Below are 26,823 nucleotides of genomic sequence, written 5' to 3'. Positions count from 1 at the left end.
CATTGCCCCATCAAGATGCTTCTTGATACACACGCCCACCTGGTAATTGAGAAAAATACTGTTTTAATGCCTCTAGACAACGATGAATTTTCATTGGAAGTTGCTCATGTTTAGAAATAATCGCATACAAGGTAAATGCAGGTAATTTCCACTCAGGCAAAACTTCAACCAAACCACCGTTCAATAATTCTTTTTGAATATCTAAATGTAAAATGCGTGCAATACCATGCCCCTGCATACATAAAGATTTAGACACCAAAACATTATTGGTCGATAAACGCGATCCCATTTCAATACTGACATTTTCATCACGAGTCACGTGCTGAAAACTTAAATGCTGAAAATTCTTCATGATCGTTAATGGAATTAGATCATGATTTTTTAAATCTTCAGGGCGTGAAATCGGTGCAGTCTGATTTAAATAACTTGGAGACGCCACTAAAACCTGATCTACATGTGCAATTGGAATCACATGCAAGTTTTGATCTTCAATTTTTGGGCTCATACGCAAGGCAATATCAATACGGTTATCAATTAAATCGATGTATTGATTGTCGGTTTCTAGATGGATAGATAAACCACGATGGGCCGACATCCAATGCGAAAGAGCAGGAATCACATGATTCGCACCTAACTCAGGAGTGGTGGCAATTCGTAAATCACCGATCAGATCATCTCTTAATTCATTAATGCGGATTTTTCCGCGCTCAGCAGCGGCGAGCATTTCTTGACAGCTGTGGAAAAAAGCTTGTCCTGCTTCAGTCAAACTCAGTTTTCTAGTAGAACGATGCAGAAGTGTGACTTCCATTTCTTGTTCTAATGAACGGATTTGTTGACTGACGGCACTTGTGGTGATCCCTAGATCACGCGCTGCACCGCTAAACGAGCTTTTTTCAACAACACAAGCAAATACACCCATTGCTCGAAGTTGATCTAACATAAATTCCCTCTGAAATTATACAGGTGCTCTTATCTTTCGATAAAAGCAACCTATTGTATTATACGGTGAAATTTATGTTTTGTATTTGCAAAATTTAATTTATTGGTAAAACATTAGTCGGATTGATTGGCTTACCATCTAGGCGTACCTGAAACTCCAACATGGTACGTGTAGCACCCGAAGAGCCCATTTCTGCAATTTTTTGACCCGCTGTTACGTTTTGACCACTGCTCACATTCATCTTACTGTTATGTGCATAGGCGGTGATATAACCATCAATGTGCTTGATTAAAATCAAGTTTCCATATTCTTTTAAGCCATCTGCAGCATAAACCACCTGCCCATCTGCTGCGGCATAAATTGGGTCACCTACATTGCCACCGTAACGAATTCCTTTGATATTACTTGCCAAATTAAACTGTGCAATCACAGCACCTTGAGATGGTTTCACCCAGCGCAATGTGCTGCTACGCACCGGTGTACTTGGTGTTGTTGAGCTAGTGGTCGTGGTTGTAGTCGATGTTACCGGTGTAGGTGTCGTAGGTGTCGTTGGTAAAGTGACTGTTTGACGTTGAATTGGTGCAGCCTGCGTTACAGGGCGAGTGCTTGTTGTACGTGGTGCATTGCCCGCTTTCAAACGAATCGACTGCCCGACATAAATACGATACGGCGGTGCAATATCATTCATTTCTGCAATGCTGAGATAGCTCAAACCATAACGTGCAGCGATACCACTTAAAGTATCACCTGAACGTACAGTATAAAAATTCGGCGCTGTTGCATAACGTGCAGAATTATTCACTTGAGGTTTAGAGGCACAACCACTCAACACGACGGTAGCCACAACAGCACTTGATAACACTAAGGTTTTCAACAATGCTGTTGGTGTGCTAAATAAACGATACTGAAACACCACAGGCATTCTTTCCTCTCTACAAATTCTAAATATTTTCTATTGCGCTAAGAGTAGCAAAAAAGTCCTTGTAATGAGGCTTACAAGCTACTTTTTCACAAAGTTATAACATTAGTTAGCCAATTTGGGAAAATTGACTGTGCAATGATTGCAAAACGTCATAATTGGTGGCATCCATCTGAATTGGTGTCACGCTGACATAGCCATTTGCTACCGCAAAAAAATCAGACTCAATTTCAGTTAAGCCTTTTTTCGGTGCAGCCACTGCCTCGCCCGACAAACCAATCCAATACACTTGACGCCCTCGTGGATCGACCTGACTAGTAATTGGCTTAGATTGGGTACGCTGTCCTTGATAGGTAATTTTTGTGCCCTGCAACACTGGCACATCTGGAATATTCACATTAAAAATATGTCGTGCAGGTAAACTTGGTAAACCTTGAGCAATAAAGTCATGTACCCACTGCGCTGCCTGCATATAATCTTGCGGATGCTGATAAGCACGTACATTATGCCCTGCAAGTGATACCGCAATCGCAGGCTGTTTCATCAAACGTCCTTCAAATGCCGCACCGACTGTGCCTGAGTACAGTACATCATCCCCTAGATTTGCACCGCTGTTAATGCCGCTGACCACCAAATCAAATTCGAAATCGAACAATCCATTCATCGACAAATAGACACAGTCTGCAGGTGTACCATTCACTGCCCAGACATCTTCAGCAATTTGCACAGGACGTAATGGTCGGTCTAAAGTCAGCGCACTCGAAAAACCACTGCGTTCACTTTCGGGTGCAACAATCACCACGCGACCCAAAGGTTTTAAGGCTTTCGCCAAAGCTTGGATACCAGGTGCAAACACGCCATCATCATTGGCTATCAAAATATTCACAGAAAAATCTCAGATAAAACAAATATAAAGGTTATATACTAAAATATAGCAACGTCGGTTCAATCTTAAACTTGTTTGTGCCTGATTCATGCCTAAGCACATTTAATAAGCACACGACAACAAAATGACTGATCAGCACATTTCATTGAAATATACAAAAGATTATATATATTTAGCGCTTAACATCCATCCAAAAATATATGTGATTCTCATGATTTTAGCTTTGTCATTTCGTCGTTTATTGGGTCTAGGTTTTGCTGCTGTATTAACGCAGTCTGTAATTGCAGAAGATTTGACTGCAGCAGAAGCCAATACGATTGTGAAAGAAGATGTTGCAGCGGCACAAGTCATGACTGAAATGTGCCCTGCACTGATTGGAAAAAATGCAAAATTAGATGCCAATATTCAAGCACTGATTCAAACTTATCTACAAGATTATTCAGAATCGAACATGACGCTTGCCAAACTACAAGCCGACGCAGAATATCAATCCGTTTTAGCTGAAGCGCGTGAAGCAGCAAAAGATACAGCCAAAGAAGAGCAAAAAGTAGTGTGTCAGGAAGCTTTAGAATTAGCACTTTAAATCACATGATTTAAATACTATTTTGAGCCTGTAAATAATTTTGCATACTCACCCTTTAAGGCAAACTTTCAAAGTTTGCCTTAAATTTTATGCTTAGTTTTTATATCTGGTATTTTTCCACTATTATTTTACGCTTTATATCAAGCCACTGATTTTCAAATTTCAGACTTTAATCTTCACTTTTTATACATGATTTGCGCTCAGATCACACAGCTTTAATACATTTTCACTCTTTCAATTCGCAAATAAATGATTCATCTTATAAGCACTTAAATGAATCGGTAGATTCAGTTCAAACAATATTTAAGGTACTTGATATGCAATTTTCTGGCTTAAAAAATTCACGTGCAGTTCATTTTTTTGGCGCAGTTGCGCTCAGTTTGGGTTTAAGTCAAGCCGCAATTGCGCAAGAAGAAAATATTGAAGTGACGCCATTACAACAAGTGACTCAGCAAGAATTAGCCGCTATTTATGTGTTATCTGAAGTTTGCCCTTCACTAGTCAAAGAACAAGATCAATTTCATCAGGGTTATACAAAACTTGCCCAAGAATATATGCCTAAAGAAAAAGACGCTGTTACTGCCTTAAGTAAACTCAGCAAACAAAAAAGCTTCCAGCCAATTTTAAAAGAAGCCCGTGCCGATGCCAAAGCTGCTGGAACAGCCAAAAACCAAGCAATTTGCCAAGAATTGACAGCATATAGCAGATAATACAATTTGGTTACAATACTTTTATCAATAAGCCGATTTCTCCCATAGAAGTCGGCTGAGCTTTGCCCTAAAATGCTAGCTCTTTTGTGCATACCTCAAGTATTGGAACCTCTTAGAATGACCCCAAAAAGCGCCCTTGCTGCATTATTACTATTACCAAGCTTTTCTTATGCAGCAACTGTCTTAGCTACACCACCAGAACTCAATAACAAATCATACGTTTTGATGGATTATGAGACGGGACAAATTTTAGCTTCAAAAAATGAAAACGAAAAACTCGCCCCTGCCTCAATGACCAAAATGATGACTAGTTTCATCATTGAACAAAAGTTATTAAAAGGCGAACTCACGGAAGATGAACAAGTCCGCATGAATGAGTCTGCATGGTGTCGTGGCAGCAGCACAGAATCATGTATGTATGTTCCTTTAAATGGCACAGCAACCGTACTTGAAATGCTACGCGGAATTATCGTGCAATCGGGCAACGATGCATCTAAAGCCATGGCAGAGCACATTGCAGGTAATGAAGGCACATTCGTTCACATGATGAATGAAGAAGCCAAACGTATTGGCATGAGCAATACCCAGTTTATGAACTCTACGGGTATGCCTGCTGAAGGTCACTTTTCTACCGCAAAAGATATGGCGACTTTAGCGCAGCACATCATCCATGACAGCTCAAAATACTACCCAATTTATTCTGAAAAAGAGTTTTCTTTTAATGGAATTAAACAAGGCAACCGTAATGCCCTGTTATATACCGACCCAAGCGTGGATGGTTTAAAAACAGGTCATACCAACGAAGCGGGTTACTGCTTAACCACTTCATCTAAACGTGGCCCAATGCGTTTAATTTCGGTGATTTTTGGTGCGCCAACCATGCAAGCTCGTGCAACTCAAACTCGTGAATTGTTAGCTTGGGGTTATGCAAACTACGAAACTGTACGTGTACAGCCTGCCAACCAAGTCTTAGCTAAAGCAAAAGTATGGTACGGTAAAAGCAAAGAAGCACAAATTGGTTTGCCAGAAAACTTTAACGTGACCATGCCAAAAGGCAAAGCCAACCAAATTAAAACTCAATTGGTGGTTCAACCTAAATTGACTGCTCCTTTGAAAAAAGGTCAAGTGATTGGTAAATATGTCGCAACCTTAGATGGTAAAGTGATTGCTGAAAAACCATTGGTGGCGTTGCAGGAAGTGGAAGAAGCGGGTTTCTTTGCACGTATGCTAGACCATATCAAACAATTCTTTAGCAACTTATTCTAAGATTCATAAGCTTAGACTAAAGCGCAAAGCACACATGCCCGCATGTGTGCTTTTTTATTTTATACTGTCCTCAATCCTAAATTTATAAGCTAAAGATTTGTCCATTATGAAAAAAAATGTGCGTGCTTATTTAGAGCAAACCCCAAAAATTGACGCAAGCTGTTATGTAGATGAATTGTCGGTGGTGATTGGTGATGTGCATTTGGCCGCAAATGTATCGGTTTGGCCATTTGCCGTGATTCGTGGTGATGTTAACCATATTCGGATTGGTCAAAATTCCAATGTGCAAGATCATGCCATGCTGCATGTTAGCCATAAAAAAGCCGACAAACCTGAAGGTTCACCGCTGATTATTGGCGAAGATGTCACAGTTGGACATGGTGTGACCTTACACGGCTGCACCATTGGCAATCGGGTGTTATTGGGCATCAACACAATTGTTTTGGATGATGTCATTATTGAAGATGATGTAATGATTGGCGCAGGGTCTTTAGTGCCACCGCGTAAGCGTTTGGAAAGTGGCTATTTGTACGTGGGTAGCCCTGTGCAAAAAGTTCGTCCTTTAACCGACAAGGAAAAAGAGTTTTTGCCTTATTCTGCACGACACTATGTAAAAGTGGCGGGGAATTATCAATAATCCCCCCCTCAAAGTTCTTTTTGATTGTTGTAATTTGAGGGATTACACGTTCTGCACCGTTAATTTTAAACTCAATGTATGAATGACATGATTAATCTTATCAAATCGAGAGGCTGAATCTTGACTTAGAGTTTTATACAAAGCTTTACGGTCAATATCTGCCTCTTTTTCTATTTGTGCAATAGCTTTGACTTTGGCAACAACACCTAGCGCAAATGAGATCACATCCAGCATCACCAAATGAATCAAAGAACAAAGTACCCCTCACATCTTCCCACAACTACACAAACCTACATTTACAGTTTTAAAGAAATCCCCTTTCAACATAGCCACATCCCCCTAAATTTTGTAGAATATGCGTTTTACCCCATGGTGCTTTTCAATGACCGCTTGGACTGCTCACGTTACTGTCGCCACCGTTATCGAAAAAAACGGAAAATTCCTGTTTGTTGAAGAACATACAGAAGGTGTGACGCATAGCGTGTTTAATCAGCCTGCAGGGCATGTTGAAGCTGGCGAAAGCTTAATTGAAGCAGCAATACGTGAAACCATGGAAGAAACTGGGCATCGGGTGAAAATTAATGCCTTACTCGGTATTTATAGCTATACTCCGCCTATGTTTCCTGACCGCACCTATTATCGCTTCTGCTTTCTAGCCGAATCGCTGCAACATGATGCGCAAGCCCAGCTCGATCCCGATATTATTGGTACAGTATGGATATCTGCAGACGAACTGGCTGAATCAGCACGTGCCCGAAGTCCGTTGGTACTGAAAGCGGTTCAAGATGCGCTCAGTGGTCAATCTTATCCTTTATCGCTCATTTACGAGCACCAAAATTCTCCCCTTATTTCTAGTTTGGATGCCTAATCCTATGCAACAACGTGTCATCGTCGGTATGTCAGGTGGTGTAGATTCATCTGTTTCTGCTGCACTTCTACTTCAACAAGGTTATCAAGTTGAAGGGCTTTTCATGAAAAACTGGGAAGAAGATGACGGCACCGAATATTGCACCGCAATGGAAGATCTTGCCGATGCGCAAGCGGTGTGCGACAAGCTAGGCATTAAATTGCATACAGCCAACTTTGCGATGGAATATTGGGATCGAGTTTTTGAGCATTTTCTTGCCGAATATGCCGCAGGACGCACGCCAAACCCAGATATTTTATGTAATAAAGAAATTAAGTTCCGTGCTTTTTTAGATCACGCCATGAATTTAGGTGCAGATTTTATTGCTACAGGCCACTACGCTCGTCGTGGTGAAACGCAGTACAACTCCAAAGGTGAAGCCTACGCTCCACTGTTACGTGGTTTAGATAAAAATAAAGATCAGACCTATTTCTTACATGCAGTGCATGGTCGTGAAATCAATAAAACCTTGTTCCCTGTGGGCGAAATTGAAAAGCCGCAAGTCCGAAAAATTGCCGAAGAACTAGATTTAGTCACTGCCAAGAAAAAAGACTCGACAGGGATTTGCTTTATTGGTGAACGTCGCTTTAATGATTTCTTAAAACAATATTTGCCTGCTCAAGCTGGAAAAATTGTTTTAGACGATGGCAAAGAGGTTGGTGAACATCACGGCTTAATGTACTATACGCTCGGTCAGCGTGGCGGGATTGGTATTGGCGGCTTAAAAGGTGTTGCTGAAGGTGCATGGTTTGTCCTGCATAAAGATATTGAAAACAATCGTTTAGTGATTGGTCAAGGTCATGAACATCCACTCATGCAAAGCACTATTTTATGGAGCGAAGCAATTGATTGGGTGGCAGGTGAACAAGAAATTCCAGCGTCAGGCTTCCGTTGTACTTGTCGCACTCGCTATCGCCAAGATGATCAGGACTGTGTAATTTTCAATGATGACAGCATGCCTGGCGGTATACGTGTGGAATTTGATGAACCACAACGTGCAGTCACTCCTGGTCAAAGTGTCGTATTCTATTCAGGCGAAATGTGTTTAGGCGGTGGTGTGATTCACCATACCAATGCACCTAAACCCGATTTTATTTAAGGATTGTTTTGGATGACAGAGTTACCGTTTCAACAGTCACCAACTCTGAATGTTCGCCAAAATCGTGCCTTGGCGTTAGCGGGTGTGTTTCAAGCCACCCAGCTCACGCACATGACTGCACTCACAGGCAGACAAAGTATTGGTGAAAGCGGTAACTTTTATTTTGAGCAATTAATTAAAGCCAGTTTAAATATCCGTCCAAGTAGCAATCACAGTTCGCAAACTTTGGATTTTTTTAATCATTTGGCCGATATTTCTTTGGGTTTAAAAACGCTAGAAAGCAGCATTAACCAACCTTTTAATACTGCTCCTAAATCGCGTTTACCTAAACTATCCAATACCAAACTACCCATGTCGTATGCGATGGCACTCTTACAATTAGAAAAGAAAGTGTATAGCAATCCTAAATACGTCGAAATTATTGAGCAGTCACAGCAAAAAATCTTAAAACAACTTTCATTTTTTGATCATAACTATTTGCATCCCAGTATTATTGCCAATTTAGCCCAAACCTATGTCGATACTGCGGGACAAATTAACCCGCGCATTATGGTACGTGGCAATGCAGAAGCATTTAAGGATTCTGCACATACCAACCGAATTCGAGCTTCGCTTTTTACAGGCTTACAAATGGCACACCTTTGGCGTCAACTTGGTGGCAGTTCATGGGGCATGGTATTTAGCAAACGTAAATTATTACGTGATATTCAAGATCTGGCGCGTTTACAGTATCAGGTGGTTTAAACCATGCTGAACACGCTTTTGTTTTAGGTTTAATTCCAAAGTTTAAGGAATCGATATGAACGCTTTAACCGCACTTTCTCCATTAGATGGGCGCTATGCAAGCAAATGTGATGCTCTCCGCCCTTTCCTCTCTGAGTTTGGTTTAATCCATGCTCGTGTGACTGTTGAAGTGCGTTGGTTACAAGCGCTTGCCAATCGTCCTGAAATTACCGAAGTGCCAGCTTTCAGTGCTGCAACCAATGCTGCATTAGATGCAATTGTTGCAGATTTCTCTGAAGATGATGCTAACCGCATTAAAGAAATTGAACGCACCACCAACCATGACGTAAAAGCCGTTGAATATTTCTTAAAAGAAAAAATTGCCAACATTGATGAGTTGAAAAATGCAGGTGAATTCATTCACTTTGCTTGTACTTCAGAAGACATTAACAACTTGTCACATGCTTTAATGCTTAAAAATGGTCGTGAAGTATTGGTTGCAGCGATGCAGCAAATCATTGATTCGATTGTTGCATTGGCAGAAAAACATGCAGATCAACCAATGTTGTCACGTACTCACGGTCAAACTGCAAGCCCAACAACTTTGGGTAAAGAAATGGCAAACGTGGCATATCGTCTTGCACGTCAAATCAAACAGTTCAAGCAAGTTGAGCTTTTGGGCAAAATCAATGGTGCAGTAGGTAACTACAACGCTCACCTTTCTGCATATCCAGAAATCAACTGGCCTGCGCATTCTCAAGCATTTGTAGAGTCTTTAGGTTTAAGCTTTAACCCATACACGACTCAAATTGAGCCACACGACTATATGGCAGAATTGTTTGATGCGCTACGTCGTTTCAACACCATTCTAATCGACTTCAACCGTGACGTTTGGGGCTACATCTCACTTGGTTTCTTCAAGCAAAAACTGAAAGAAGGTGAAGTTGGTTCTTCAACCATGCCGCACAAAGTAAACCCAATTGACTTTGAAAACTCTGAAGGTAACTTGGGTATCGCCAATGCAGTCTTGGCTCACTTAGGCGAAAAATTACCAATCTCTCGCTGGCAACGCGACTTAACTGACTCGACTGTATTGCGTAATATGGGTGTTGGTTTTGCACAAAGCTTGATCGCATTTGAAGCTTGCTCTAAAGGTATTGGCAAACTTGAATTGAACGCACAACGTATTCTTGAAGATTTAGACAATGCTCAAGAAGTATTGGCTGAGCCAATTCAAACTGTGATGCGTCGTTATAACATCGAAAAACCATACGAAAAATTAAAAGCTCTTACACGTGGTCAAGCTATGACACGTGACATGATGGTAGATTTCGTGAATGGTAATGAGTTGGAAGGCGTTCCTGCAGCAGATCGCGCACGTTTAGCGACAATGACGCCTGCAACTTACACAGGTAATGCAGCTGAACAAGCAAAACAAATTCAAGATTTAATTGCTAAAATCTAATTTGTAAAAGCATTCATCACAATACAAAAATGCGAAGCTTCGGCTTCGCATTTTTATTAGAATAAAACAAATCTTCCAACTTAAACATCACATGCAAAATCAATTCCGCATTCAACATTACTGTGCTTTAGGCTTGGTTATACTCGCCATGCTTGCTGCCAGTATTCAACCACTGGAATTTGAATCGTATCTACTGCATCAGGCAGGCACAGTTTTTATGCTCGCGGCTTTATTGATTGCGTTTAAAAAAGTAGGACTGAGTTTTTCTAGCTTTGTGCTGTATTTAATATTTTTACTGATTCATATTGTCGGAGCACATTATCTGTATTCTTATGTGCCCTATAATGATTGGATTTTGCACAGCTTTGGCTTCAATTTAGATCAGAGCATGGGTTGGTCACGCAATATGTATGACCGTTTTGTGCATTTGGCTTATGGTATTTTGCTCTATCCTGTTTTATTGCGCTTGTTTGAAGTCTGGTTTCCAAAAAACAAACCTATCGTTTTATATCTTTTGGTCATTCAATTTATCATGGCAAGCAGTTTAATTTATGAATGGGTGGAATGGCTCATTGCGCTTGGCTTATCGCCAGAAGATGCTGAAAATTATAATGGTCAGCAAGGTGATATTTGGGATGCACACATGGATATGCTTTTAGCAACGATAGGAGCAATGCTGATGGGATGCTTCTACTTGATCAAGAAACCCTAACAGGATGCCTCTTTCGTACTAAATCCAAATTTATTGCCAATACCACCACCAGAAGCCAGCTAAACTTGCGACTGAAATCATCCAGATCAACACCGTTAATACTGCAGGTTTACCCGACCCCCAAAACATGGTTTTGGCAAGCCATTTTTTAAACAATACGCTGCTTAAAGTTAAGCTCGCTAAATGCACCAATACCGCAGCTAAGAATAAATTTGCTGCAAATTCATGTAGCTCTTTTAAAGTATGACTTTGGGTATAATCGGTGAAAAATCCAACCAACACAGTTAAAGGCAATGCCAACCAAATCAACAAAATACTGAATTGAAACGCACTGGAACTGCCTGACTTTAAAAACGGTAATGAAAAAAACTGCTGTGGCTGTTTCCAATCGCGTTTTACAAATTGTTGAATCATGCCTAAACGTTTAGAAATTCCTGTCGGCTGTGTGCTGTTCAACATACTCAACACCTGCCATACGATTCGTAAAGCTAAACTAATCCCCAACGTATAGCCAAAAGCCATATGTAACTGATGCCATTCTTCCGCATCACCTGTTAAGTAAGCCCCTGTAAAACTTAGCAGCATCACCACATGCAAAAAGCGAATCATTAAATCTGTAGATGTTGATTGCTTCGCGGGCACAATATTTGTTTGCATATTCAACCTATCAAGGTAGTTTTGTTCTTATCACAAAGATATAACATCAAGCTGAATTGAAAATTAAGATGCTTAAATCAAAGACCCTATATTTTTGAATAAAAGTGAATAAAAAAATTGCGCTCAATTGAGCGCAATTTTTAGATAAATTTTAGAAGTTAGATAATCTCTATTACAGTTTAGGATCACGAATTTGTAGCAAACTGCTGTTGGCTTTGCTTAGACTATCAACCAGTTTATTCATCACCGCAGGAATCAGGCTGTCTGCCATTTGTGCAGCTTGCAAACCCAGTTTTTCACCCAAAGTTGGCTTTTTACGAGTTTGAATCACATAAATATCATGCTGTGGCAATAAGCTCAGTAAGTATTCATCTGAGGTTTGTAGCTTGTCTACCAAGTTTAAATCCAGTGCATCCTGACCATACCAATGCTCACCTGTCGCCACTTTTTCAACATTCAGTTGTGGACGGTATTTTTCGACAAAGTGCTTAAATAGTACGTGAGTTTGTTGCAATTCCTCTTCAAACTTAGCCTTGCCTTCTTCGGTATTTTCACCAAACATGGTCACAGTGCGCTTGTATTGACCTGCTGTGTACATCTCAAAATCTATATTTTTTTCTTTGAGCAAGCGATTAAAGTTCGGTACTTGTGCCACTACTCCAATAGAACCCAAAATGGCAAATGGCGCTGACACAATTTCTGAACCTATACATGCCATCATATAGCCACCACTTGCTGCGACTTTATCGACGCAAATCGTGAGATGGAAACCTGCATCACGCAAACGTACCAATTGTGCAGCTGCAAGCCCATAACCATGCACCATACCGCCTGGACTTTCCAAACGTACCACAACACGGTCACGTCCAGCTTTGGCCGTTGCCAAAATTAGGGTGATTTCTTCACGCAATTGCTCTACAGCAGACGCAGCAGTATCACCTTTAAAATCTAAGACATAAATTTTTTGATTGTTCTTTTTACGGGCGCGCGCTTCACGTGCCATTTGTTGCGAAAGTTGTAATAACTCGAGTTTAGATGCCGTGGTTTGCGCAATTTTTTTTCGTTGTTCATTAATTCGCGCATTCAAATGACTAATCCGAATTTCGGCAGGAAGTTTAGGTAAATGAAATAACATAAAAATGAGTTCTCAATTTAATTCGGTTTATTAGGACTACATTAGGTCAATTTCGACTTTTTCAATACTTTTTCTATCTTAAAGCAGCTTCTTTTTGAATCAATCGTAAATATCGTTTAGAAATCTGCCGAACAGCCATTAAACGTACAGCAAACCAAATTTGCCCCTGGTAGCAAATCCCAATAATAAGTGCGTTGATCGGCCACCAACCAAACAGTAGAAAACTACCTCTACGCTCATGATCTGAAGGTGTAAGCATTGAATAGAAACACACTAAACCTACGCAGAAACACATCACGAAGAGAAATTCACCTACTGCACTGTGCAAGAACGGTAACTTATTTTTTTGTTGTGCTTTTACATAGCGATAAAACTTAAATTTAGCATTGGCATCGATATAGTCTCGCCAAGCCTGCCGAAAATCAGGATCACTTACTTGCTGCTGTACCCTAAAATAAACAACTAGCACTATCACACCTGAAACTATCACAAATTGATCATACAACCAACGATGATAATTGCTCATATTGGGGCTTTGAGAGGTTGGAAACCACCCATCATGGCTAAAAAACGTTGCCAATAAAATACTCAGCAAAACCAAAAGTGCTGCTATCGTCTCTGCACTATGTTGAAATCCAAACAAGGCATCGATTATTTTTTTCGTGGCTTGGCGTGCTGGTTTTGCCTGTTGTCGTTCTTCTTGTGAAGGAAACTGCATTTTTTATTTTCGCTGCGCGTACAAAACAATCAATACTATAACAAAAAAACAGAATCCTAAGATTCTGTTTTAATAGCTTTCAGGACTTAAGCAGATTAACCAAAACGCCCTGTAATATACGCTTCTGTTAATTGATGGTCTGGCTGAGTAAATACTTTTTCAGTCGCATTCACTTCAATCAAATCACCCAAATGGAAGTATGCGGTACGGTCAGATACACGCGCTGCCTGTTGCATTGAGTGCGTTACAATCGCAATCGTATATTGAGTAGAAAGTTCAGAAATTAGCTCTTCTACTTTTGCCGTTGCAATTGGGTCAAGTGCCGAACATGGTTCATCCATCAAAATTACTTCTGGACTTACCGCAATGGTACGCGCAATACAAAGACGTTGTTGCTGACCACCAGAAAGACCTGTGCCTGGTTGATTCAAACGATCTTTCACTTCATCCCACAAACCTGCTTTACGCAAGCTGTTTTCTACAATTTCTTCTAAATCGTACTTATCACGTGCTAAACCATGCAGTTTAGGGCCATAGGCTACGTTTTCAAAAATTGATTTTGGGAATGGGTTTGGTTTCTGGAACACCATGCCCACTTGTGCACGCAATAACACCACGTCTAAGTTCGGATCGTAAATATCTTGGTTATCCAACATTACTTTACCCGTCACACGACAGCTATCAATCGTGTCGTTCATACGGTTTAAAGTACGCAAGAAAGTCGATTTACCACAACCCGATGGACCAATAAATGCAATCACTTCATTTTCATAGATATTTAAATCAATACCTTTGATGGCTTCAGACTCACCATAATACACATGCACGTCATTGGTGCTTAACTTTACATTTGAAGATTTCGCTTCATTTTTGCTTGAAGTTTGCGTATCAAATTGTGAAACAAACGAAGTCGATGATTGCTTCTGTTCTACATCGGTAGATGTAAATTGGCTTTGTTGTGGATTCACTTGCTTATCCTGTTCTAAGGAATTCGGTTTTTCTGTGCTTACTACAGTATTCATATTCTCTGCCCTCAATTACCAGCGTACTTCAAACTTCTTACGTAACCAAATTGCAAGGCTGTTTAAGCCAATCATTAGCGCAAGTAGTACGATAATGGCTGCAGCGGTACGTCCCTCGAAGAAGTTACGCAATTCATTACCCTGCCATAAGAAAATTTGCACAGGTAACGCAGTAGATTGATCAAGTGGAGTTGCTGGTACACTGGCAACGAAAGCACTCATACCAATTAATAACAATGGTGCGGTTTCACCTAAAGCTTGTGCGACACCAATAATTGCACCCGTTAAAATACCCGGCAATGCAAGTGGGAGTACGTGGTGGAACACAGTTTGTAAACGAGAAGCACCCAAACCTAAAGCAGCTTGACGAATAGACGGTGGCACTGCTTTTAATGATGCACGCGTGGTAATAATCACGGTTGGTAAAGTCATTAAACTCAGTACCAAACCACCGACCAATGGTGCAGACAATGGTAAATGCATCCAACCAATAAAGATCGCAGCACCCAACAAACCAAATACAATAGAAGGTACAGCGGCCAAGTTATTGATGTTCACTTCAATAATATCAGTAATCGCATTTTTTGGCGCAAATTCTTCTAAGTAAATTGCTGATGCAACACCAATTGGAATCGAAATAAAGATCACAATCAGCATCATGAATAATGAACCCATGAATGCACCTGCCAAACCAGAAGTCGCTGGAGAACTACGTGAGTCTGGGCTAACAAAAATATTGGTATTGAAAGTACTTTCAATAATACCTTGTGATTCGAGCTGATCTGCCAATTGACGTACTTCAGGGCTTAATTGTTGCTGCTCATCTGGTAAGCTGCGGTCAATCTTGCCTTCTAACCATACATCAACGTTCGCATCTGCAAGCACTTTCACTTCTTTGGTTTGACCAATTAAAGAAGGATCAGCCAAGACCATGTCACGAACACGGTATGCTTCAGAACTGGTATATAAGTAACCAAGATCATCACGCTGAGCTTCAAGCGCTTTGTCTTTCGCCACAATACCATTCACGATTACAGCATCCCAATCGACCATACCCATTTCGGTTTGCCACGCAATCATACGGTCTTCGTATTGTGCTGGTGACTCGCCTGCAATCGCCTTAGGTTTTGGACCTGCATTGACAATCGCTGGATCGAAGTAAATTGGAAGGCTCATGCTGCTTTGCCAGAACGCAGGCAAACCTTTAGATAAGATACTGCCGAATAACAATACGACAAAGAATAAACCTGCAATAACTGCCGAGAAACCCATCAAGCGGAAGGTTTTTTCCTTACGATGACGCTTACCCAATGAACTGGCGATGGTTTTTTTACGTTGTTCACGTAATTCGGCAGCAGCTTGTGGATCTAACTGATCCAAAGACGATGTATTTGAAGTACTCATTAGTCGTATTGCTCACGATATTTACGCACGATGTATAGTGCAACAATGTTCAAACCTAAGGTAATCACGAACAGGGTCAAACCAAGTGCGAAAGCAACCAATGCCTGCGGACTTGCGAAATCTGTATCACCTGTTAATTGGTTCACAATCGTAATCGTAACCGTAGATACCGCTTCTAATGGGTTTGCGTGTAGTAAAGGACTATTACCTGCAGCCAACACCACAATCATGGTTTCGCCAATTGCACGTGACGCAGCAAGTAAGAATGCACCAATCACCCCTGGTAATGCAGCTGGCATCACCACGCGACGAATGGTTTCAGATTTGGTTGCACCCAAGCCTAAAGAACCATCACGCAGCGCACGCGGCACTTGCGTAATAATGTCATCAGACAATGAAGATACAAAAGGAATAATCATGATGCCCATCACTAAACCAGCGGTTAATGCACTCGTGGCATTAATATCTAGTCCAATGATTGCACCCGCAGTTTTAAGGAACGGGCCGATGATCATCATGGCAAATACACCGTACACAATGGTCGGAATACCTGCTAAAACTTCAATGGTCGGCTTTGCCCATGCACGGAATTTAGGCGATGCATATTCTGCAAGGTAAATGGCGATCATTAAACCAATAGGTACTGCAACTAATAAAGCAATACCACTCACCATCAATGTACCCCACAGTAATGGAAGTAAACCATAACTGCCATCTGCACTACCCGATGTGCTAAAACCAGGGTTCCAGACTGTACCAAAGAAGAAATCCAGTGGGCTAACGAAACTAAAGAATCGCATCGCTTCACTGAACATGGACATCACAATACCAACCGTAGTTAGAATCGCAACACCAGAACATAATGCCAAAGAAATGTTGATGATTTTTTCAACTTGGTTACGTGCGCGGAATTGTTGTGAAACACGTTTCTTTGCCCACAGCAAACCAAATAAGGCCGCACAGATCACCACCGCAAGTTTGGCATAAGAACCAATGGTTTCAATTTTCGCTAATTGCTCTGCCGCTGCAACTTCGTATGCAGCAGGTGTATCACTTACACCAAAACCAGATGCAATGGCTTGTACGCGATCAACCAAAACACTTGTACTTGCAGGGTCTAGGCTTGCAGCAATGTGCGCTGGCACATTATTAATTACCACTTGCTCTAGAATACTTGGTTCAACCAAGTTCCAAACAATCAAAATTAAAAAAGCAGGAATACCACACCATAATGCTACCAACGCGCCATAATATCCTGGGCGTGAATGTAACATTGCAGAGTTATTTCCCTTACCTGCTAGGTTACGGCTCTTGCTTAACCCGATTTGATAGGCTACGGCGATAATCGCCAATAACACACCTATGAGTAGCAGATTCATGTATTCTCCACTGTTTTTTCAATTTGTGTTTTTGAAAAAACATTTCTTAGCAAAAAGCCGATGGCAGGTTGTTCCCTGCCATCAGCTGCTTTAACTCAAATTACTTAACCGCTTTACCAGCTTTGAAGTTAGCAAGAACTTGTGCACGCTCTTTGTCAGACATAGAGATCAAACCTGCTTTGTCTAATTTAGAACCTTTACCAGATACTTTCTTGCTCAAGAAGTATTCAGTAAATTGCGGTAAACCTTTGATTGATTTAAGGTGCTCACCTTTCACGTAGAAGAACAATGGACGTGATACAGGGTAAGAACCATTTAAAATTGTGTTTTCAGATGGCGCTACGTTGTTTACAGTTGCAACACGTAAACGGTCACGGTTTTGGTCATAGAAACCTAAGCCGAATACACCTACTGCGCTTGGAGAAGTTTTCAAACGTGCCAGTGTTTCTGTGTAGTCACCCGCGATTTCGATTACACGACCATCCTTACGGAAAGTAGTACACGCTTTCTTTTGCGCATCTTTGTCTAATGCTTTGATTGCAGCATAAGCTTCACAGCCTGCATCAACCATTTTTTCTTGGAACACTTCACGTGTACCGTGGTTAGACGCTGGAATTACAAGTGTAATAGGCTCGTTTGGAAGTGTTTTGTCAATTTGGTTCCAACGTGTATATGGGTTAGCAACCATTTTACCTTTAGATGGTAATTGAGCTGCAATTGCTGCATATACATGGTAAGGCTTTAATTTGTAAGCCGCTTTGTTTGCGTTAGAAGCAAATACGATACCGTCGTAACCAATTTTAATTTCTAAAACTTGGTTTACGCCTACTTTTTTACAAGCAGCTAATTCTGAATCTTTAATTTTACGAGATGAGTTCGCGATGTCGATTGTGTTATCACCCACACCTGTACAGAACTGCTTCAAACCACCTGAAGAACCGCCTGAACCAACAACTGGAGTTTTGAATTGTGGGAAAGTATTACCAAATTCTTCTGCTACAATACTTGCGTATGGTAGAACGGTTGAAGAACCCGCGATTTGGATGGTGTCACGAGCTGCGTTAGCAGTTGTTACAGCTGCTGCAGATACGGCTAAAGCAATGGCGATGTTAGTAAAGCGCATTCTGTTCTCTCTCATAGTATGCAAGTTCGGAGTACGTCACTTGTTATTAAGTTTTGTACTTATTTCGATAACTGCATTGTGGTTTTATAATATGACAACCATGTTACAGCTTTGTTACGCTTTGGTTATATTTGCTTTTCGTATCTGAAATAATTTTTAAATGATTTAAAATCAATAACTAATAAAACACTAGAGTGCTTATTTTTTTCAGTATTTAAATTTCAAATTGTAATAATTCATGCCAATGTCATCATTATTTATGGTTTTTTCTACCAAAATTGATGGTTTATTCGCCAATTGCGTAATTTTTATGACATCCGCAGTGCATTATTTGAGCCCAAAACACCCAATCCATCACAAAATTCAAGCAAGAACGGTACAACACTTCACTGCAATATTTTTAATCAGACACAAAAAAAGCCACCGTAGTGACTTCTTTTGTTGTATTTCATAACAATCTGAATAATGAAAGCATTAGTCGATTGGTGGCGTATAAGTACCCGCGACAATCGCATCTTTAATGCGATCTGCTTCTGCCAATACTAGGCCTAACAAGTTTTTCACGTTTTCAAGTGTTGCCACTGGACTTAAAGTCGTCATCTTCAATGATTGAACATTACCGACTTTAGTTACACCAATATTGGCCTCACCACGTGCAAATAATTCATCTGCCACGTTTTGGTTCAAGCTATCCAAGAACTCTGCAGGATAACCTTCAGGCACAACACGGAACAACACTGAAGCAAATTGTGGTTCAACCAACAATTCTAAACCTGCAGTCGCTTTAATATAATCAGCAACGTCACGGGTTAGCTTCACACCATGATCAATCATAGAACCGTAAAGCTCTTCACCTAATGCTTCAATCGTCATCCAAAGTTTCAACGCATCAAAACGACGCGTTGTTTGCAATGACTTAGACACCAAGTTTGGTACGCCATGTTCTTCATCATAAGCAGAGTTCAAATATTCTGCTTCATAGTGCATGAAACGATAGTTCGCTTCATCTTTCAGTAAGAACGCACCGCACGAAATAGTTTGGAAGTAATGCTTATGGAAATCCAGTGTCACAGAATCAGACAGCTCAATACCATCAAGCATGTCACGATGACTGTTAGAAAGAATTAATGCACCACCCCAAGCTGCGTCAATGTGCATCCACGCGCCATATTGATTAGTGATGTCACGAATCTTTTTAAGCGGATCAATCGCGCCTGCATCAGTTGTACCTGCAGTCGCAACCACACACGCAACGATCTTACCTTCAGATTTTAAATGCGCCATGGTTTGCTCAAGTGCAACCACGTCCATTTGTGCATTTTCATTAACAGGTACAGTAACAACCGATTGGAAGCCCATACCCATCATCGCCATGTTCTTTTGCACAGAGAAGTGTGCATTTTCAGAACAAATGACTTTCACATTACGCATTGCATCGCTTGGAATACCATCGCGCTGAACAGACCACGGATTACCGTTTTCATCTTTCCAGTTCTTTGCAATACACGCATCACGCGCCAATAACACACCCATCAAGTTAGACTGCGTACCACCTGAAGTGAACACGCCCGCTTGACCTGCACCATAGCCAACTTTTTGACGTAACCAGTCAATTAGTTGTACTTCCATCAATGAACCTGCAGGGCTTTGATCCCAAGAGTCCATAGATTGGTTGGTTGCGTTAATGAGAACTTCTGCAATTTGGCTTGCCACCATAGTTGGACAATGCAAATGTGCCAAAGAATGTGGATGATGAACTTTTAAACTTTTGTTTAAGAAAAGCTCAACCATGCGTTCCAATGACTTTTGTACACCCAAACCTTGTTTTGCAGGCTGGAAAGAAATCGCTTCACGCAATTCTTTAATGCTGCCGCCTGTGTACATTTTGTCATTTTGCAACCATGCCGCGACTGCTTGAGTCGCTTGTTCCATTGCTGCACTGTAGTCAGCAATGGATTGAGCATCATTGCAGAGTAACGCTTTACGATGTTCTGCAAAATCTACCATAAACTTATGCGCCTCGAACTGCGACTAACGCTTCAGCAACTGCTTTCTTGAAGCGAGCGATGACTTCTACACACTCTTCTTGAGTAATGATGAGTGGACAAAGTAAACGGATTACCGTACCACCACGACCACCTTTCTCAAGCAACAATTTGTTGTCAAAACATGCAGCTTGAACAGCAGCAGCCAATTGAGAGTCTGCTGGATAAGCACCTAAACGGTCTTTTTCTTGGCGCTCATCTACAATTTCGATACCAATCATTAAACCGCGACCACGCACGTTACCAATACATGGGAATTCAACAGCTAATTTTTTCAATTCAGCTTGTAAGAACTCACCACGCTCTTGCGCGTTTTGTGCAAGGTTTTGTTCTTTAATGGTTTTAAGCACCACAAGACCAGTACCCATTGCCAATTGGTTACCACGGAAAGTACCCGTGTGACCTGCTGGCTGCCATGCGTCAAACTTACGTTTAATTGCAAGTACCGCCAATGGCAAACCGCCACCAACAGCTTTAGACATTACAATCACGTCTGGCTCAATACCTGCATGTTCAAATGCAAACATTTTGCCTGAACGTGCAAAGCCCGCTTGAACTTCGTCTAAAATTAAAACGATGTTGTGCTTTTCAGTCACTTCGCGGATTTTTTTCAACCATTTAATTGGTGCAGTTACTACACCGCCTTCACCTTGAATTGCTTCAAGAATCACAGCTGCGGGCTTAGTTACACCGCTTTCTACATCTTCAATGAAGTTTTCAAAATAATACGTTAAAGCATCTACACCCGCTTCACCGCCAATACCAAGTGGGCAGCGGTATTCATGCGGATATGGCATAAATTGAACACCAGGCATTAAACCATTGACTGCGTTTTTTGCAGACAAGTTACCTGTCATCGCCAATGAACCATGAGTCATACCATGATAGCCACCTGAGAAGCTGATGACCGAGCTACGACCTGTATAGGTTTTTGCAAGTTTAATAGCTGCTTCTGTGCCATCTGCACCTGTCGGACCACAGAACTGCAAGCAGTATTCTTCTTGACCACCAGGCATGTGTGAAAGTAACGCTTCAGTAAAAGCATCTTTCAAAGGTGTCGTTAAATCTAGGGTATGTAATGGCAAACCACTCGCTAAAGTGTCTTGGATGCTTTGAACCACCGCAGGATGGTTATGGCCCAATGCCAAGGTTCCTGCCCCAGCCAAACAATCTAGGTACTCAGTACCTTCAACATCGGTAACCCAACAACCCAGTGCTTTCGCTATCGCTAACGGTAATTTACGAGGATAACTACGCACATTCGATTCCATCTGACTTTGGCGAGTCAAGTAGTATTCGTTTGTGGAATGGTTGGCAGGGTTTACAGAAGTAACGCTCATATCGAATTACCATCTCTGATATGGGTTGAAAGAAATAAGTCTGGTGACTTGCGGTCCTTTGACTCGGTGCTTTTTTGATCTAGCGAGATAGAGTTTTGTTCTTCAAGACTAGGAAGCGGGATAATACCTAATTTTTCTAGAAAATAAACAGGTTTAACCCAAATATTGCCTAATTTCATCGAAAAAACATATCTTGCAGATGATTCGATTGAATTATCATCTTACATTGTGACAAAGGAAAGAAAATTTAACTCTTTCCACTTCCTTTATACGTTTTTTTGCACAATCTCTCAAGTCATGCAGCATTTATTTTCAAAATAGTATAGATCATTATTTTTATTGAATTTTATAAATGCTTTTTTGCTGCAATTTTTAACGCATATTTTACAAAGCCACCACAAATTCAACTAAAAATCCTCACAAAGCAAAGTTACTATTTAAATCAATTCAAACGCTTTTCATAAATCCTGATCCCCTGAATAATAGGTCAAAATATGCGCTTACTTTCTCTCGCTGCTACCCTGTTGGCTGTTGGTGCTGCAAGCACTGCTTTTGCCCAACAAAATGAATCTTTAAATTACAATATCGTCAATGTTCAAGCCGAAGCTACACGCGAAGTTTCAAATGATCAAATGCACGCTGTGTTATATATTGAAAAAAGTCACAAACAGCCTGCTGAACTTGCATCACAAATTAACCAGTTAATGAGCCAAGCCATTGCAACTGCACGTAAGTATCCACAAGTGAAAGTTGAAACAGGTTCGCAAACCACCTATCCAATTTACGACAATGACAGTCGCAAGTTAAAAGAATGGCGTGGTCGTGCAGAAGTACGGGTACAAAGCACCGATTTTAAAGCCGCAAGCCAGTTGGTGAGTGAGCTACAACAAAACTTTCAGACCCAATCAATTAATTTTAGCGTGTCGGATGCACAACGCAAAAAAGTTGAAAACGAGTTGATGGTCGAAGCGTCTAAAAACTTTCAACAACGTGCGCAAATGTTAAGTCAGGCTTGGAATAAATCGGGCTATAACTTGGTTAATTTGAACCTAAACACCAATTCTTATTTTCCGCAACCTGTTATGCGCGCGAGTATGGCTAAATTTGCTGTCGCAGAAACGGCTGTAGCTGATCAAGATATGGCAGCAGGTGAATCTAAAATTACAGTCAATGCAAATGGAACGATTCAGTTTAAATAAACCTGAAGCATGACATGAATTGCTTAAGTAATAAAAAACCGCTTGGATATTCCAAGCGGTTTTTTTTGATAACTTCAATTGAATGATAACTTACAGCATCATCAATAAATCGCCATGTGATTGCGGTGAATCATCTCCAACGAACGTGCCTCGCCTAACACCTGATGCACTTTGTCAGAAGCCAAGCCTTTGACCAAGTCAGCTGAACGCGAACTAAAATTAACACGTCCCACAGCGACACGATGACCCTGTGTATCTACACACTCCACCACATCGCCACGTTCAAAATGCCCTTCTACGGCTTTAACACCCACAGGCAATAAACTGCGGTGGTTTTCTTTAATGGCTTTGACTGCGCCATCATCAATCACCAAACGTCCTGCTGTTTGTAAGTGTGCCGCCAACCACTGTTGATGCGCCGTAATACGGTCATTGTCGGTAATGAACAGCGTACCCAACATTTCGCCCGCCATTAAACGCGCAAGCACGTTGTCACTTTCACCACTGGCAATTAAAGTTGGACAACCCGATTTAGCCGCTAAACGCGCTGCACGGACTTTGGTCAGCATGCCGCCGCGCCCGAACTTGCCGCCACCACCTGCCATATCAAACAGACTTTCATCTAAAGCACGTACAGTATGGAACAGTTTTGCATTTGGATTAGAACGTGGATCGGAGTCAAACATACCTTGTTGATCGGTCAAAATAATCAACAAATCTGCATGTACCTGCCCTGCTACCATCGCAGCCAAAGTGTCATTATCACCAAAGCGAATTTCATCAGTAGAGACTGTGTCATTTTCATTGATGACAGGAATCACGCGCCATTCAATCAGGTTTTGCAATGCATCACAGGAATTTAAATAACGACGACGATCTGCCAAATCATCATGGGTTAATAGGACTTGTGCAGTTTGAATCTGGTGTTTTTCCAGCACACTTGACCAAGTCTGAATCAGACCCATTTGACCAATGGCAGCGCATGCCTGAAGACTGGGTAGATCGGTGGGTCGATGCTCAAGTTTCATTCGCACCATACCTTCAGCCACAGCTCCCGATGACACTAAAATAATTTCGTGTCCAGCATTGTGTAGATCTGCAATTTGTCCCGCCCAATGCGAGATTGCATCCAAATCTAAACCTTGCCCATTGGCTGTGAGTAAAGATGATCCGATTTTAACAACGATTCGTTTACAACCCTTGAGCTGACGTTGCCCATCTACCACTTCTATCATCTTGTCCTCAGTCACTTTTTGTAGCGCTTAGCGTACGTAGTACACTTCTACTTCGCCATCTTCACCATCATCGTCTTCGTCATCATCGCCCAGCATACCTGCAAGACGTTGCTGACGGCGCATCTCACGATACGCTTCTTTCGCGGCAATGGTTTGTTCACGTGTTTCAGCTTCCAGCTGATCACGGAATGCTTTCATTTCTGCTGCGTACTCAGGATCTTCAACTTCGCGTTCGCGTTGTTGTTCAATTTGATCCATCAAGTAATACACCACTTGCTGTGTACCCTCAGACATTAAACCTGAAGTTTTGAACACAGGGCCATCCCACTGCAATTCTTCAAGAATGTGTTTACACCATTCTTCACGTGAATCTTCAGGAAGTTGATCAAGTTTATTCAACACCAACACGATTGGTAACTTTGCCAAAGTTGGAGAGAATTTTTCCAACTCTTGCAGAATTGCTTTGGCATTGTACGCAGGATCAGAACCATCAATAGGTTGAACATCCACAATGTGCAACAAAATACGAGTACGCGCCAAGTGTTTCAGGAAGCGAATCCCCAAACCTGCGCCTTCTGCTGCACCTTCAATCAGTCCTGGAATATCTGCCATGACAAAAGAACGATGACGATCTGCATCCACCACGCCTAAATTTGGCACCATGGTGGTAAATGGATAGTCAGCAACTTTTGGTTTTGCCGCAGACACGGCACGAATAAAGGTCGATTTACCCGCGTTTGGCATGCCTAGCAAGCCTACATCGGCAAGGACTTTCAACTCCAAACGGATTTCACGGAATTCACCTTTGGTACCATGCGTGAATTTACGCGGTGTTCGGTTGGTAGATGATTTAAAGTGAGTATTCCCTAAACCACCATCACCGCCTTGAGCGACCAATACTTTCTGACCGCTTTCGACTAAATCTGCAATAATATCGCCAGAGTCTGTATCTACAATGGTTGTGCCCACTGGAACGGTCAAAACGACAGATTCACCGCCACGACCTGCACAGTTTGCGCCCGACCCGTTTTTACCACGTTCAGCGCGAAATTTACGGGTATAACGATAATCTACAAGGGTGCTTGCGTTGTCGTCGGCTTGAATAAAAATACTGCCGCCACGACCACCATCACCGCCATCTGGCCCACCAAATGGTACAAATTTCTCTCGGCGAAAACTGGCTACGCCATTGCCACCGTCGCCAGCCTCTACGGTAATGACTGCTTCATCAACAAAGCGCATCTTGCCAATCCTCTAAAAACTTTAAAAGCCGTATATTCTGCCATATTTTAGAGAATTTCTCGAATTATATTTATGCAATCGTATACAGAGCTGCTTTTTATCGCTGATTGTTCAAAACACTCATTCCTTTTAGCAATGATATGATCGTTTTTTCTTATTTCTCCTTCCTCATCTAAGTTCTTATAGTGCTTTAACCCTTGTTTGCTTTCTGCCGCCATGTCTAATGCTGTTGCCACCACAACTACGCCTGCTTTATCACCTAAATTTGTTTTGCTCATGGCAACCGCCTGTGGCTTGTGTGCAGGGTCGGCGTATTTTAATCAGCCTTTAATTTATTCAATTGAAAAAAGTTTAGGAATTAGCACCAGTCAGGCAGGCTTTGCTGTGGTTTTAGCACAAATAGGTTATGGGCTGGGTTTAATGTTACTCGTGCCTTTGGGTGACTTGCTGAATAAGCGTAAATTGATTGTCAGCCTGATGGTTTTTGCTGCGTTTTCTCAAATTTTGCTGTCTTTTAGCAGCAATTTAGCCATGCTGTATTTCTTTACCGTATGTGCCACTTTTGGTGCGATTTCTGCACAAGTGCTTATTCCATTTGCATCTAGCATCAGTCCACCTGAATCGAGTGCTGCCATTGTCGGCAAATTGATGAGTGGCTTGGTAATGGGGATTATTTTATCGCGCACTTTCGCGGGTTTTGTATCGACCTATTGGTCTTGGGAAGCTGTCTATTTCAGCAGCGGCATCATCACCCTACTTTTTGCAGGCTTAATGTGGACAAAACTTCCCTCTACAGCTGCCAATAAAAATTTGACTGTGGCAGGCATTTATCGTTCTTTAATTCAGTTGGCTATAACCCAACCACATTTAATTCGTAGAGCATGCGCGGGCGCTTTGGGCTTTGCCATTTTGTCCTTGGTTTTTACTTCCATGACTTTTGTTTTAGCCAATCCGCCTTATTATTTTAGTGATTTTCAAATTGGGCTTTTTGGTTTATTGGGTGTGATTGGAATTTTCTCGTCAAGTTGGTCGGGTAAAACGGTCGGCAAAGGTCGTGAGAATTTTGTCGCAATATTATGTATTGGCTTGATGTTGTTTTCTTGCATTCCACTCTTTTTTGCACAGCAGAATATTGTGGCTTATGCCGTTGGCGTATTGATGAGTTATTTTGGTCTAACTGCTTTTCACGTATTGAATCAAAACTTGGTGTACCGAATTGATGCCACCGCACGTTCCCGCATTAATGCGGTATATATGACTATTTATTTTTCAGGTGCAGCACTTGGTTCACTGACGGCGGTCTACGCATGGCAACACCGGGGCTGGATGGGTTGTGTTGTCAGTATTTTGGTATTTGCCATCGGGATTTTGCTGATTGATCGTTATGATTTTTCACATCGACGCACTATTTAATCATCCAGAATGTGCTTTGGAGTAGGAACATCTATAGCGACTTCCCTAAAAGATGAGTAATCCA

27 protein-coding genes are annotated in these 26,823 nt (G+C 41.4%); 11 read left to right on the top strand and 16 right to left on the bottom strand.

What is annotated here, in order from left to right:
* Nucleotides 1-10: 10 nt before the first annotated feature.
* From VF675_RS03975 to surE, 3 genes are all read right to left on the bottom strand, one after another.
* The gene (locus VF675_RS03975; protein WP_440204809.1) at nt 11-940 is read right to left on the bottom strand and encodes a LysR family transcriptional regulator; all 930 of its coding nucleotides are present in this window, start codon (nt 938-940) and stop codon (nt 11-13) included.
* Between the two features lie 94 nt (nt 941-1,034).
* Nucleotides 1,035-1,862 (bottom strand): peptidoglycan DD-metalloendopeptidase family protein, encoded by an 828-nt coding sequence (locus VF675_RS03970; RefSeq protein ID WP_440204808.1) that lies wholly within the window; start codon nt 1,860-1,862, stop codon nt 1,035-1,037.
* Nucleotides 1,863-1,968: 106 nt separating this feature from the next.
* Entirely contained in the window at nt 1,969-2,745 is a 777-nt protein-coding gene (gene surE, locus VF675_RS03965; protein ID WP_096901077.1) for a 5'/3'-nucleotidase SurE, read from the bottom strand.
* 211 nt (nt 2,746-2,956) lie between these two features.
* On the opposite strand from surE, the gene VF675_RS03960 reads away from it, so the two are divergent.
* The 4 genes from VF675_RS03960 to VF675_RS03945 all read left to right on the top strand — a co-directional run bounded on the left by VF675_RS03960 (nt 2,957) and on the right by VF675_RS03945 (nt 5,941).
* Nucleotides 2,957-3,328 (top strand): MCR_0457 family protein, encoded by a 372-nt coding sequence (locus VF675_RS03960; protein WP_026438310.1) that lies wholly within the window; start codon nt 2,957-2,959, stop codon nt 3,326-3,328.
* Between the two features lie 317 nt (nt 3,329-3,645).
* Nucleotides 3,646-4,038 carry an MCR_0457 family protein gene (locus VF675_RS03955; protein ID WP_004971644.1) on the top strand — a complete coding sequence of 131 codons (393 nt, stop codon included), beginning with the start codon at nt 3,646-3,648 and terminating at the stop codon, nt 4,036-4,038.
* A 117-nt stretch (nt 4,039-4,155) separates the two neighbouring features.
* The gene (dacC, locus tag VF675_RS03950) at nt 4,156-5,304 is read left to right on the top strand and encodes a D-alanyl-D-alanine carboxypeptidase PBP5/6 (protein ID WP_004971646.1); all 1,149 of its coding nucleotides are present in this window, start codon (nt 4,156-4,158) and stop codon (nt 5,302-5,304) included.
* 106 nt (nt 5,305-5,410) lie between these two features.
* Entirely contained in the window at nt 5,411-5,941 is a 531-nt protein-coding gene (locus VF675_RS03945; RefSeq protein WP_004971648.1) for a gamma carbonic anhydrase family protein, read from the top strand.
* 42 nt (nt 5,942-5,983) lie between these two features.
* Here the strand turns inward: VF675_RS03945 and VF675_RS03940 are convergent, their stop codons facing one another.
* Entirely contained in the window at nt 5,984-6,175 is a 192-nt protein-coding gene (locus VF675_RS03940; RefSeq protein ID WP_416713664.1) for a helix-turn-helix domain-containing transcriptional regulator, read from the bottom strand.
* A gap of 148 nt (nt 6,176-6,323) precedes the next feature.
* Between VF675_RS03940 and VF675_RS03935 the strand changes: the two genes are divergently transcribed.
* From VF675_RS03935 to VF675_RS03915, 5 genes are all read left to right on the top strand, one after another.
* Nucleotides 6,324-6,809, top strand: a complete 486-nt coding sequence (locus VF675_RS03935; protein WP_168418185.1) for an NUDIX hydrolase — start codon at nt 6,324-6,326, stop codon at nt 6,807-6,809.
* A gap of 4 nt (nt 6,810-6,813) precedes the next feature.
* The gene (gene mnmA, locus VF675_RS03930; RefSeq protein WP_440204807.1) at nt 6,814-7,947 is read left to right on the top strand and encodes a tRNA 2-thiouridine(34) synthase MnmA; all 1,134 of its coding nucleotides are present in this window, start codon (nt 6,814-6,816) and stop codon (nt 7,945-7,947) included.
* 12 nt (nt 7,948-7,959) lie between these two features.
* Nucleotides 7,960-8,691: a high frequency lysogenization protein HflD gene (hflD, locus tag VF675_RS03925; RefSeq protein ID WP_004971659.1), complete on the top strand. Its 732-nt coding sequence runs from the start codon at nt 7,960-7,962 to the stop codon at nt 8,689-8,691.
* Nucleotides 8,692-8,746: 55 nt separating this feature from the next.
* On the top strand, nt 8,747-10,135 hold the full coding sequence (gene purB, locus VF675_RS03920; protein ID WP_019837658.1) for an adenylosuccinate lyase: 1,389 nt from the start codon (nt 8,747-8,749) through the stop codon (nt 10,133-10,135).
* A 91-nt stretch (nt 10,136-10,226) separates the two neighbouring features.
* The gene (locus VF675_RS03915) at nt 10,227-10,847 is read left to right on the top strand and encodes a DUF2238 domain-containing protein (RefSeq protein ID WP_004971662.1); all 621 of its coding nucleotides are present in this window, start codon (nt 10,227-10,229) and stop codon (nt 10,845-10,847) included.
* Between the two features lie 30 nt (nt 10,848-10,877).
* Here the strand turns inward: VF675_RS03915 and VF675_RS03910 are convergent, their stop codons facing one another.
* The 9 genes from VF675_RS03910 to VF675_RS03870 form a co-directional block, all read right to left on the bottom strand.
* Nucleotides 10,878-11,504, bottom strand: a complete 627-nt coding sequence (locus tag VF675_RS03910; RefSeq protein WP_353675026.1) for a cytochrome b/b6 domain-containing protein — start codon at nt 11,502-11,504, stop codon at nt 10,878-10,880.
* Between the two features lie 172 nt (nt 11,505-11,676).
* Nucleotides 11,677-12,639, bottom strand: coding sequence for a protease SohB (gene sohB, locus VF675_RS03905; protein WP_004971667.1), 963 nt, complete (start codon nt 12,637-12,639; stop codon nt 11,677-11,679).
* 73 nt (nt 12,640-12,712) lie between these two features.
* A complete protein-coding gene (locus VF675_RS03900; RefSeq protein WP_440204806.1) occupies nt 12,713-13,357 on the bottom strand; it encodes a hypothetical protein in 645 nt (214 codons plus the stop codon).
* A 95-nt stretch (nt 13,358-13,452) separates the two neighbouring features.
* The gene (gene pstB / locus VF675_RS03895) at nt 13,453-14,379 is read right to left on the bottom strand and encodes a phosphate ABC transporter ATP-binding protein PstB (RefSeq protein ID WP_440204805.1); all 927 of its coding nucleotides are present in this window, start codon (nt 14,377-14,379) and stop codon (nt 13,453-13,455) included.
* A gap of 15 nt (nt 14,380-14,394) precedes the next feature.
* Entirely contained in the window at nt 14,395-15,783 is a 1,389-nt protein-coding gene (gene pstA / locus VF675_RS03890; RefSeq protein ID WP_440204804.1) for a phosphate ABC transporter permease PstA, read from the bottom strand.
* Nucleotides 15,783-17,162, bottom strand: coding sequence for a phosphate ABC transporter permease subunit PstC (pstC, locus tag VF675_RS03885; protein ID WP_004971674.1), 1,380 nt, complete (start codon nt 17,160-17,162; stop codon nt 15,783-15,785). Before pstC ends, pstA begins: the two co-directional genes overlap by 1 nt.
* A 100-nt stretch (nt 17,163-17,262) precedes the next feature.
* Nucleotides 17,263-18,285, bottom strand: a complete 1,023-nt coding sequence (locus VF675_RS03880; RefSeq protein ID WP_440204803.1) for a substrate-binding domain-containing protein — start codon at nt 18,283-18,285, stop codon at nt 17,263-17,265.
* A gap of 474 nt (nt 18,286-18,759) precedes the next feature.
* Nucleotides 18,760-20,292: a pyridoxal phosphate-dependent decarboxylase family protein gene (locus VF675_RS03875; RefSeq protein WP_004971679.1), complete on the bottom strand. Its 1,533-nt coding sequence runs from the start codon at nt 20,290-20,292 to the stop codon at nt 18,760-18,762.
* Between the two features lie 4 nt (nt 20,293-20,296).
* A complete protein-coding gene (locus VF675_RS03870; protein ID WP_004971681.1) occupies nt 20,297-21,670 on the bottom strand; it encodes a diaminobutyrate--2-oxoglutarate transaminase in 1,374 nt (457 codons plus the stop codon).
* 494 nt (nt 21,671-22,164) lie between these two features.
* Between VF675_RS03870 and VF675_RS03865 the strand changes: the two genes are divergently transcribed.
* Nucleotides 22,165-22,869: an SIMPL domain-containing protein gene (locus VF675_RS03865; protein WP_096901090.1), complete on the top strand. Its 705-nt coding sequence runs from the start codon at nt 22,165-22,167 to the stop codon at nt 22,867-22,869.
* A gap of 101 nt (nt 22,870-22,970) precedes the next feature.
* On the opposite strand, the gene proB is transcribed toward VF675_RS03865, so the two are convergent.
* From proB to VF675_RS03850, 3 genes are read right to left on the bottom strand one after another with little or no spacing between them, the layout of a single operon-like run.
* Nucleotides 22,971-24,104, bottom strand: a complete 1,134-nt coding sequence (proB, locus tag VF675_RS03860; protein ID WP_178865599.1) for a glutamate 5-kinase — start codon at nt 24,102-24,104, stop codon at nt 22,971-22,973.
* Between the two features lie 27 nt (nt 24,105-24,131).
* Nucleotides 24,132-25,346 (bottom strand): Obg family GTPase CgtA, encoded by a 1,215-nt coding sequence (gene cgtA, locus VF675_RS03855; protein ID WP_004971687.1) that lies wholly within the window; start codon nt 25,344-25,346, stop codon nt 24,132-24,134.
* Between the two features lie 47 nt (nt 25,347-25,393).
* Nucleotides 25,394-25,624: a hypothetical protein gene (locus VF675_RS03850; RefSeq protein ID WP_225531281.1), complete on the bottom strand. Its 231-nt coding sequence runs from the start codon at nt 25,622-25,624 to the stop codon at nt 25,394-25,396.
* Here VF675_RS03850 and VF675_RS03845 point away from each other — a divergent pair.
* Entirely contained in the window at nt 25,563-26,759 is a 1,197-nt protein-coding gene (locus VF675_RS03845) for an MFS transporter (RefSeq protein WP_324526029.1), read from the top strand. The two genes, VF675_RS03850 and VF675_RS03845, sit on opposite strands and share 62 nt — an antisense overlap.
* Nucleotides 26,760-26,823 lie beyond the last annotated feature (64 nt).

It is taken from the genome of Acinetobacter sp. Lyrl_1, assembly GCF_051948795.1.
GTDB classification, from domain to species: domain Bacteria; phylum Pseudomonadota; class Gammaproteobacteria; order Pseudomonadales; family Moraxellaceae; genus Acinetobacter; species Acinetobacter towneri.
Note: the sequence above shows the minus strand (reverse complement) of the source record. Positions and strands in the feature narration are given on the sequence as shown.

Coding starts and splice junctions, on each gene's coding strand:
- VF675_RS03975 (WP_440204809.1), bottom strand. CDS start 940: ATGTTAGATCAACTTCGAGCAATGGGTGTATTTGCTTGTGTTGTTGAA.
- VF675_RS03970 (WP_440204808.1), bottom strand. CDS start 1,862: ATGCCTGTGGTGTTTCAGTATCGTTTATTTAGCACACCAACAGCATTG.
- VF675_RS03960 (WP_026438310.1), top strand. CDS start 2,957: ATGATTTTAGCTTTGTCATTTCGTCGTTTATTGGGTCTAGGTTTTGCT.
- VF675_RS03955 (WP_004971644.1), top strand. CDS start 3,646: ATGCAATTTTCTGGCTTAAAAAATTCACGTGCAGTTCATTTTTTTGGC.
- dacC (WP_004971646.1), top strand. CDS start 4,156: ATGACCCCAAAAAGCGCCCTTGCTGCATTATTACTATTACCAAGCTTT.
- VF675_RS03945 (WP_004971648.1), top strand. CDS start 5,411: ATGAAAAAAAATGTGCGTGCTTATTTAGAGCAAACCCCAAAAATTGAC.
- VF675_RS03940 (WP_416713664.1), bottom strand. CDS start 6,175: ATGCTGGATGTGATCTCATTTGCGCTAGGTGTTGTTGCCAAAGTCAAA.
- VF675_RS03935 (WP_168418185.1), top strand. CDS start 6,324: ATGACCGCTTGGACTGCTCACGTTACTGTCGCCACCGTTATCGAAAAA.
- mnmA (WP_440204807.1), top strand. CDS start 6,814: ATGCAACAACGTGTCATCGTCGGTATGTCAGGTGGTGTAGATTCATCT.
- hflD (WP_004971659.1), top strand. CDS start 7,960: ATGACAGAGTTACCGTTTCAACAGTCACCAACTCTGAATGTTCGCCAA.
- purB (WP_019837658.1), top strand. CDS start 8,747: ATGAACGCTTTAACCGCACTTTCTCCATTAGATGGGCGCTATGCAAGC.
- VF675_RS03915 (WP_004971662.1), top strand. CDS start 10,227: ATGCAAAATCAATTCCGCATTCAACATTACTGTGCTTTAGGCTTGGTT.
- VF675_RS03910 (WP_353675026.1), bottom strand. CDS start 11,504: ATGCAAACAAATATTGTGCCCGCGAAGCAATCAACATCTACAGATTTA.
- sohB (WP_004971667.1), bottom strand. CDS start 12,639: ATGTTATTTCATTTACCTAAACTTCCTGCCGAAATTCGGATTAGTCAT.
- VF675_RS03900 (WP_440204806.1), bottom strand. CDS start 13,357: ATGCAGTTTCCTTCACAAGAAGAACGACAACAGGCAAAACCAGCACGC.
- pstB (WP_440204805.1), bottom strand. CDS start 14,379: ATGAATACTGTAGTAAGCACAGAAAAACCGAATTCCTTAGAACAGGAT.
- pstA (WP_440204804.1), bottom strand. CDS start 15,783: ATGAGTACTTCAAATACATCGTCTTTGGATCAGTTAGATCCACAAGCT.
- pstC (WP_004971674.1), bottom strand. CDS start 17,162: ATGAATCTGCTACTCATAGGTGTGTTATTGGCGATTATCGCCGTAGCC.
- VF675_RS03880 (WP_440204803.1), bottom strand. CDS start 18,285: ATGCGCTTTACTAACATCGCCATTGCTTTAGCCGTATCTGCAGCAGCT.
- VF675_RS03875 (WP_004971679.1), bottom strand. CDS start 20,292: ATGGTAGATTTTGCAGAACATCGTAAAGCGTTACTCTGCAATGATGCT.
- VF675_RS03870 (WP_004971681.1), bottom strand. CDS start 21,670: ATGAGCGTTACTTCTGTAAACCCTGCCAACCATTCCACAAACGAATAC.
- VF675_RS03865 (WP_096901090.1), top strand. CDS start 22,165: ATGCGCTTACTTTCTCTCGCTGCTACCCTGTTGGCTGTTGGTGCTGCA.
- proB (WP_178865599.1), bottom strand. CDS start 24,104: ATGATAGAAGTGGTAGATGGGCAACGTCAGCTCAAGGGTTGTAAACGA.
- cgtA (WP_004971687.1), bottom strand. CDS start 25,346: ATGCGCTTTGTTGATGAAGCAGTCATTACCGTAGAGGCTGGCGACGGT.
- VF675_RS03845 (WP_324526029.1), top strand. CDS start 25,563: ATGTCTAATGCTGTTGCCACCACAACTACGCCTGCTTTATCACCTAAA.
- VF675_RS03850 (WP_225531281.1), bottom strand. CDS start 25,624: ATGAGCAAAACAAATTTAGGTGATAAAGCAGGCGTAGTTGTGGTGGCA.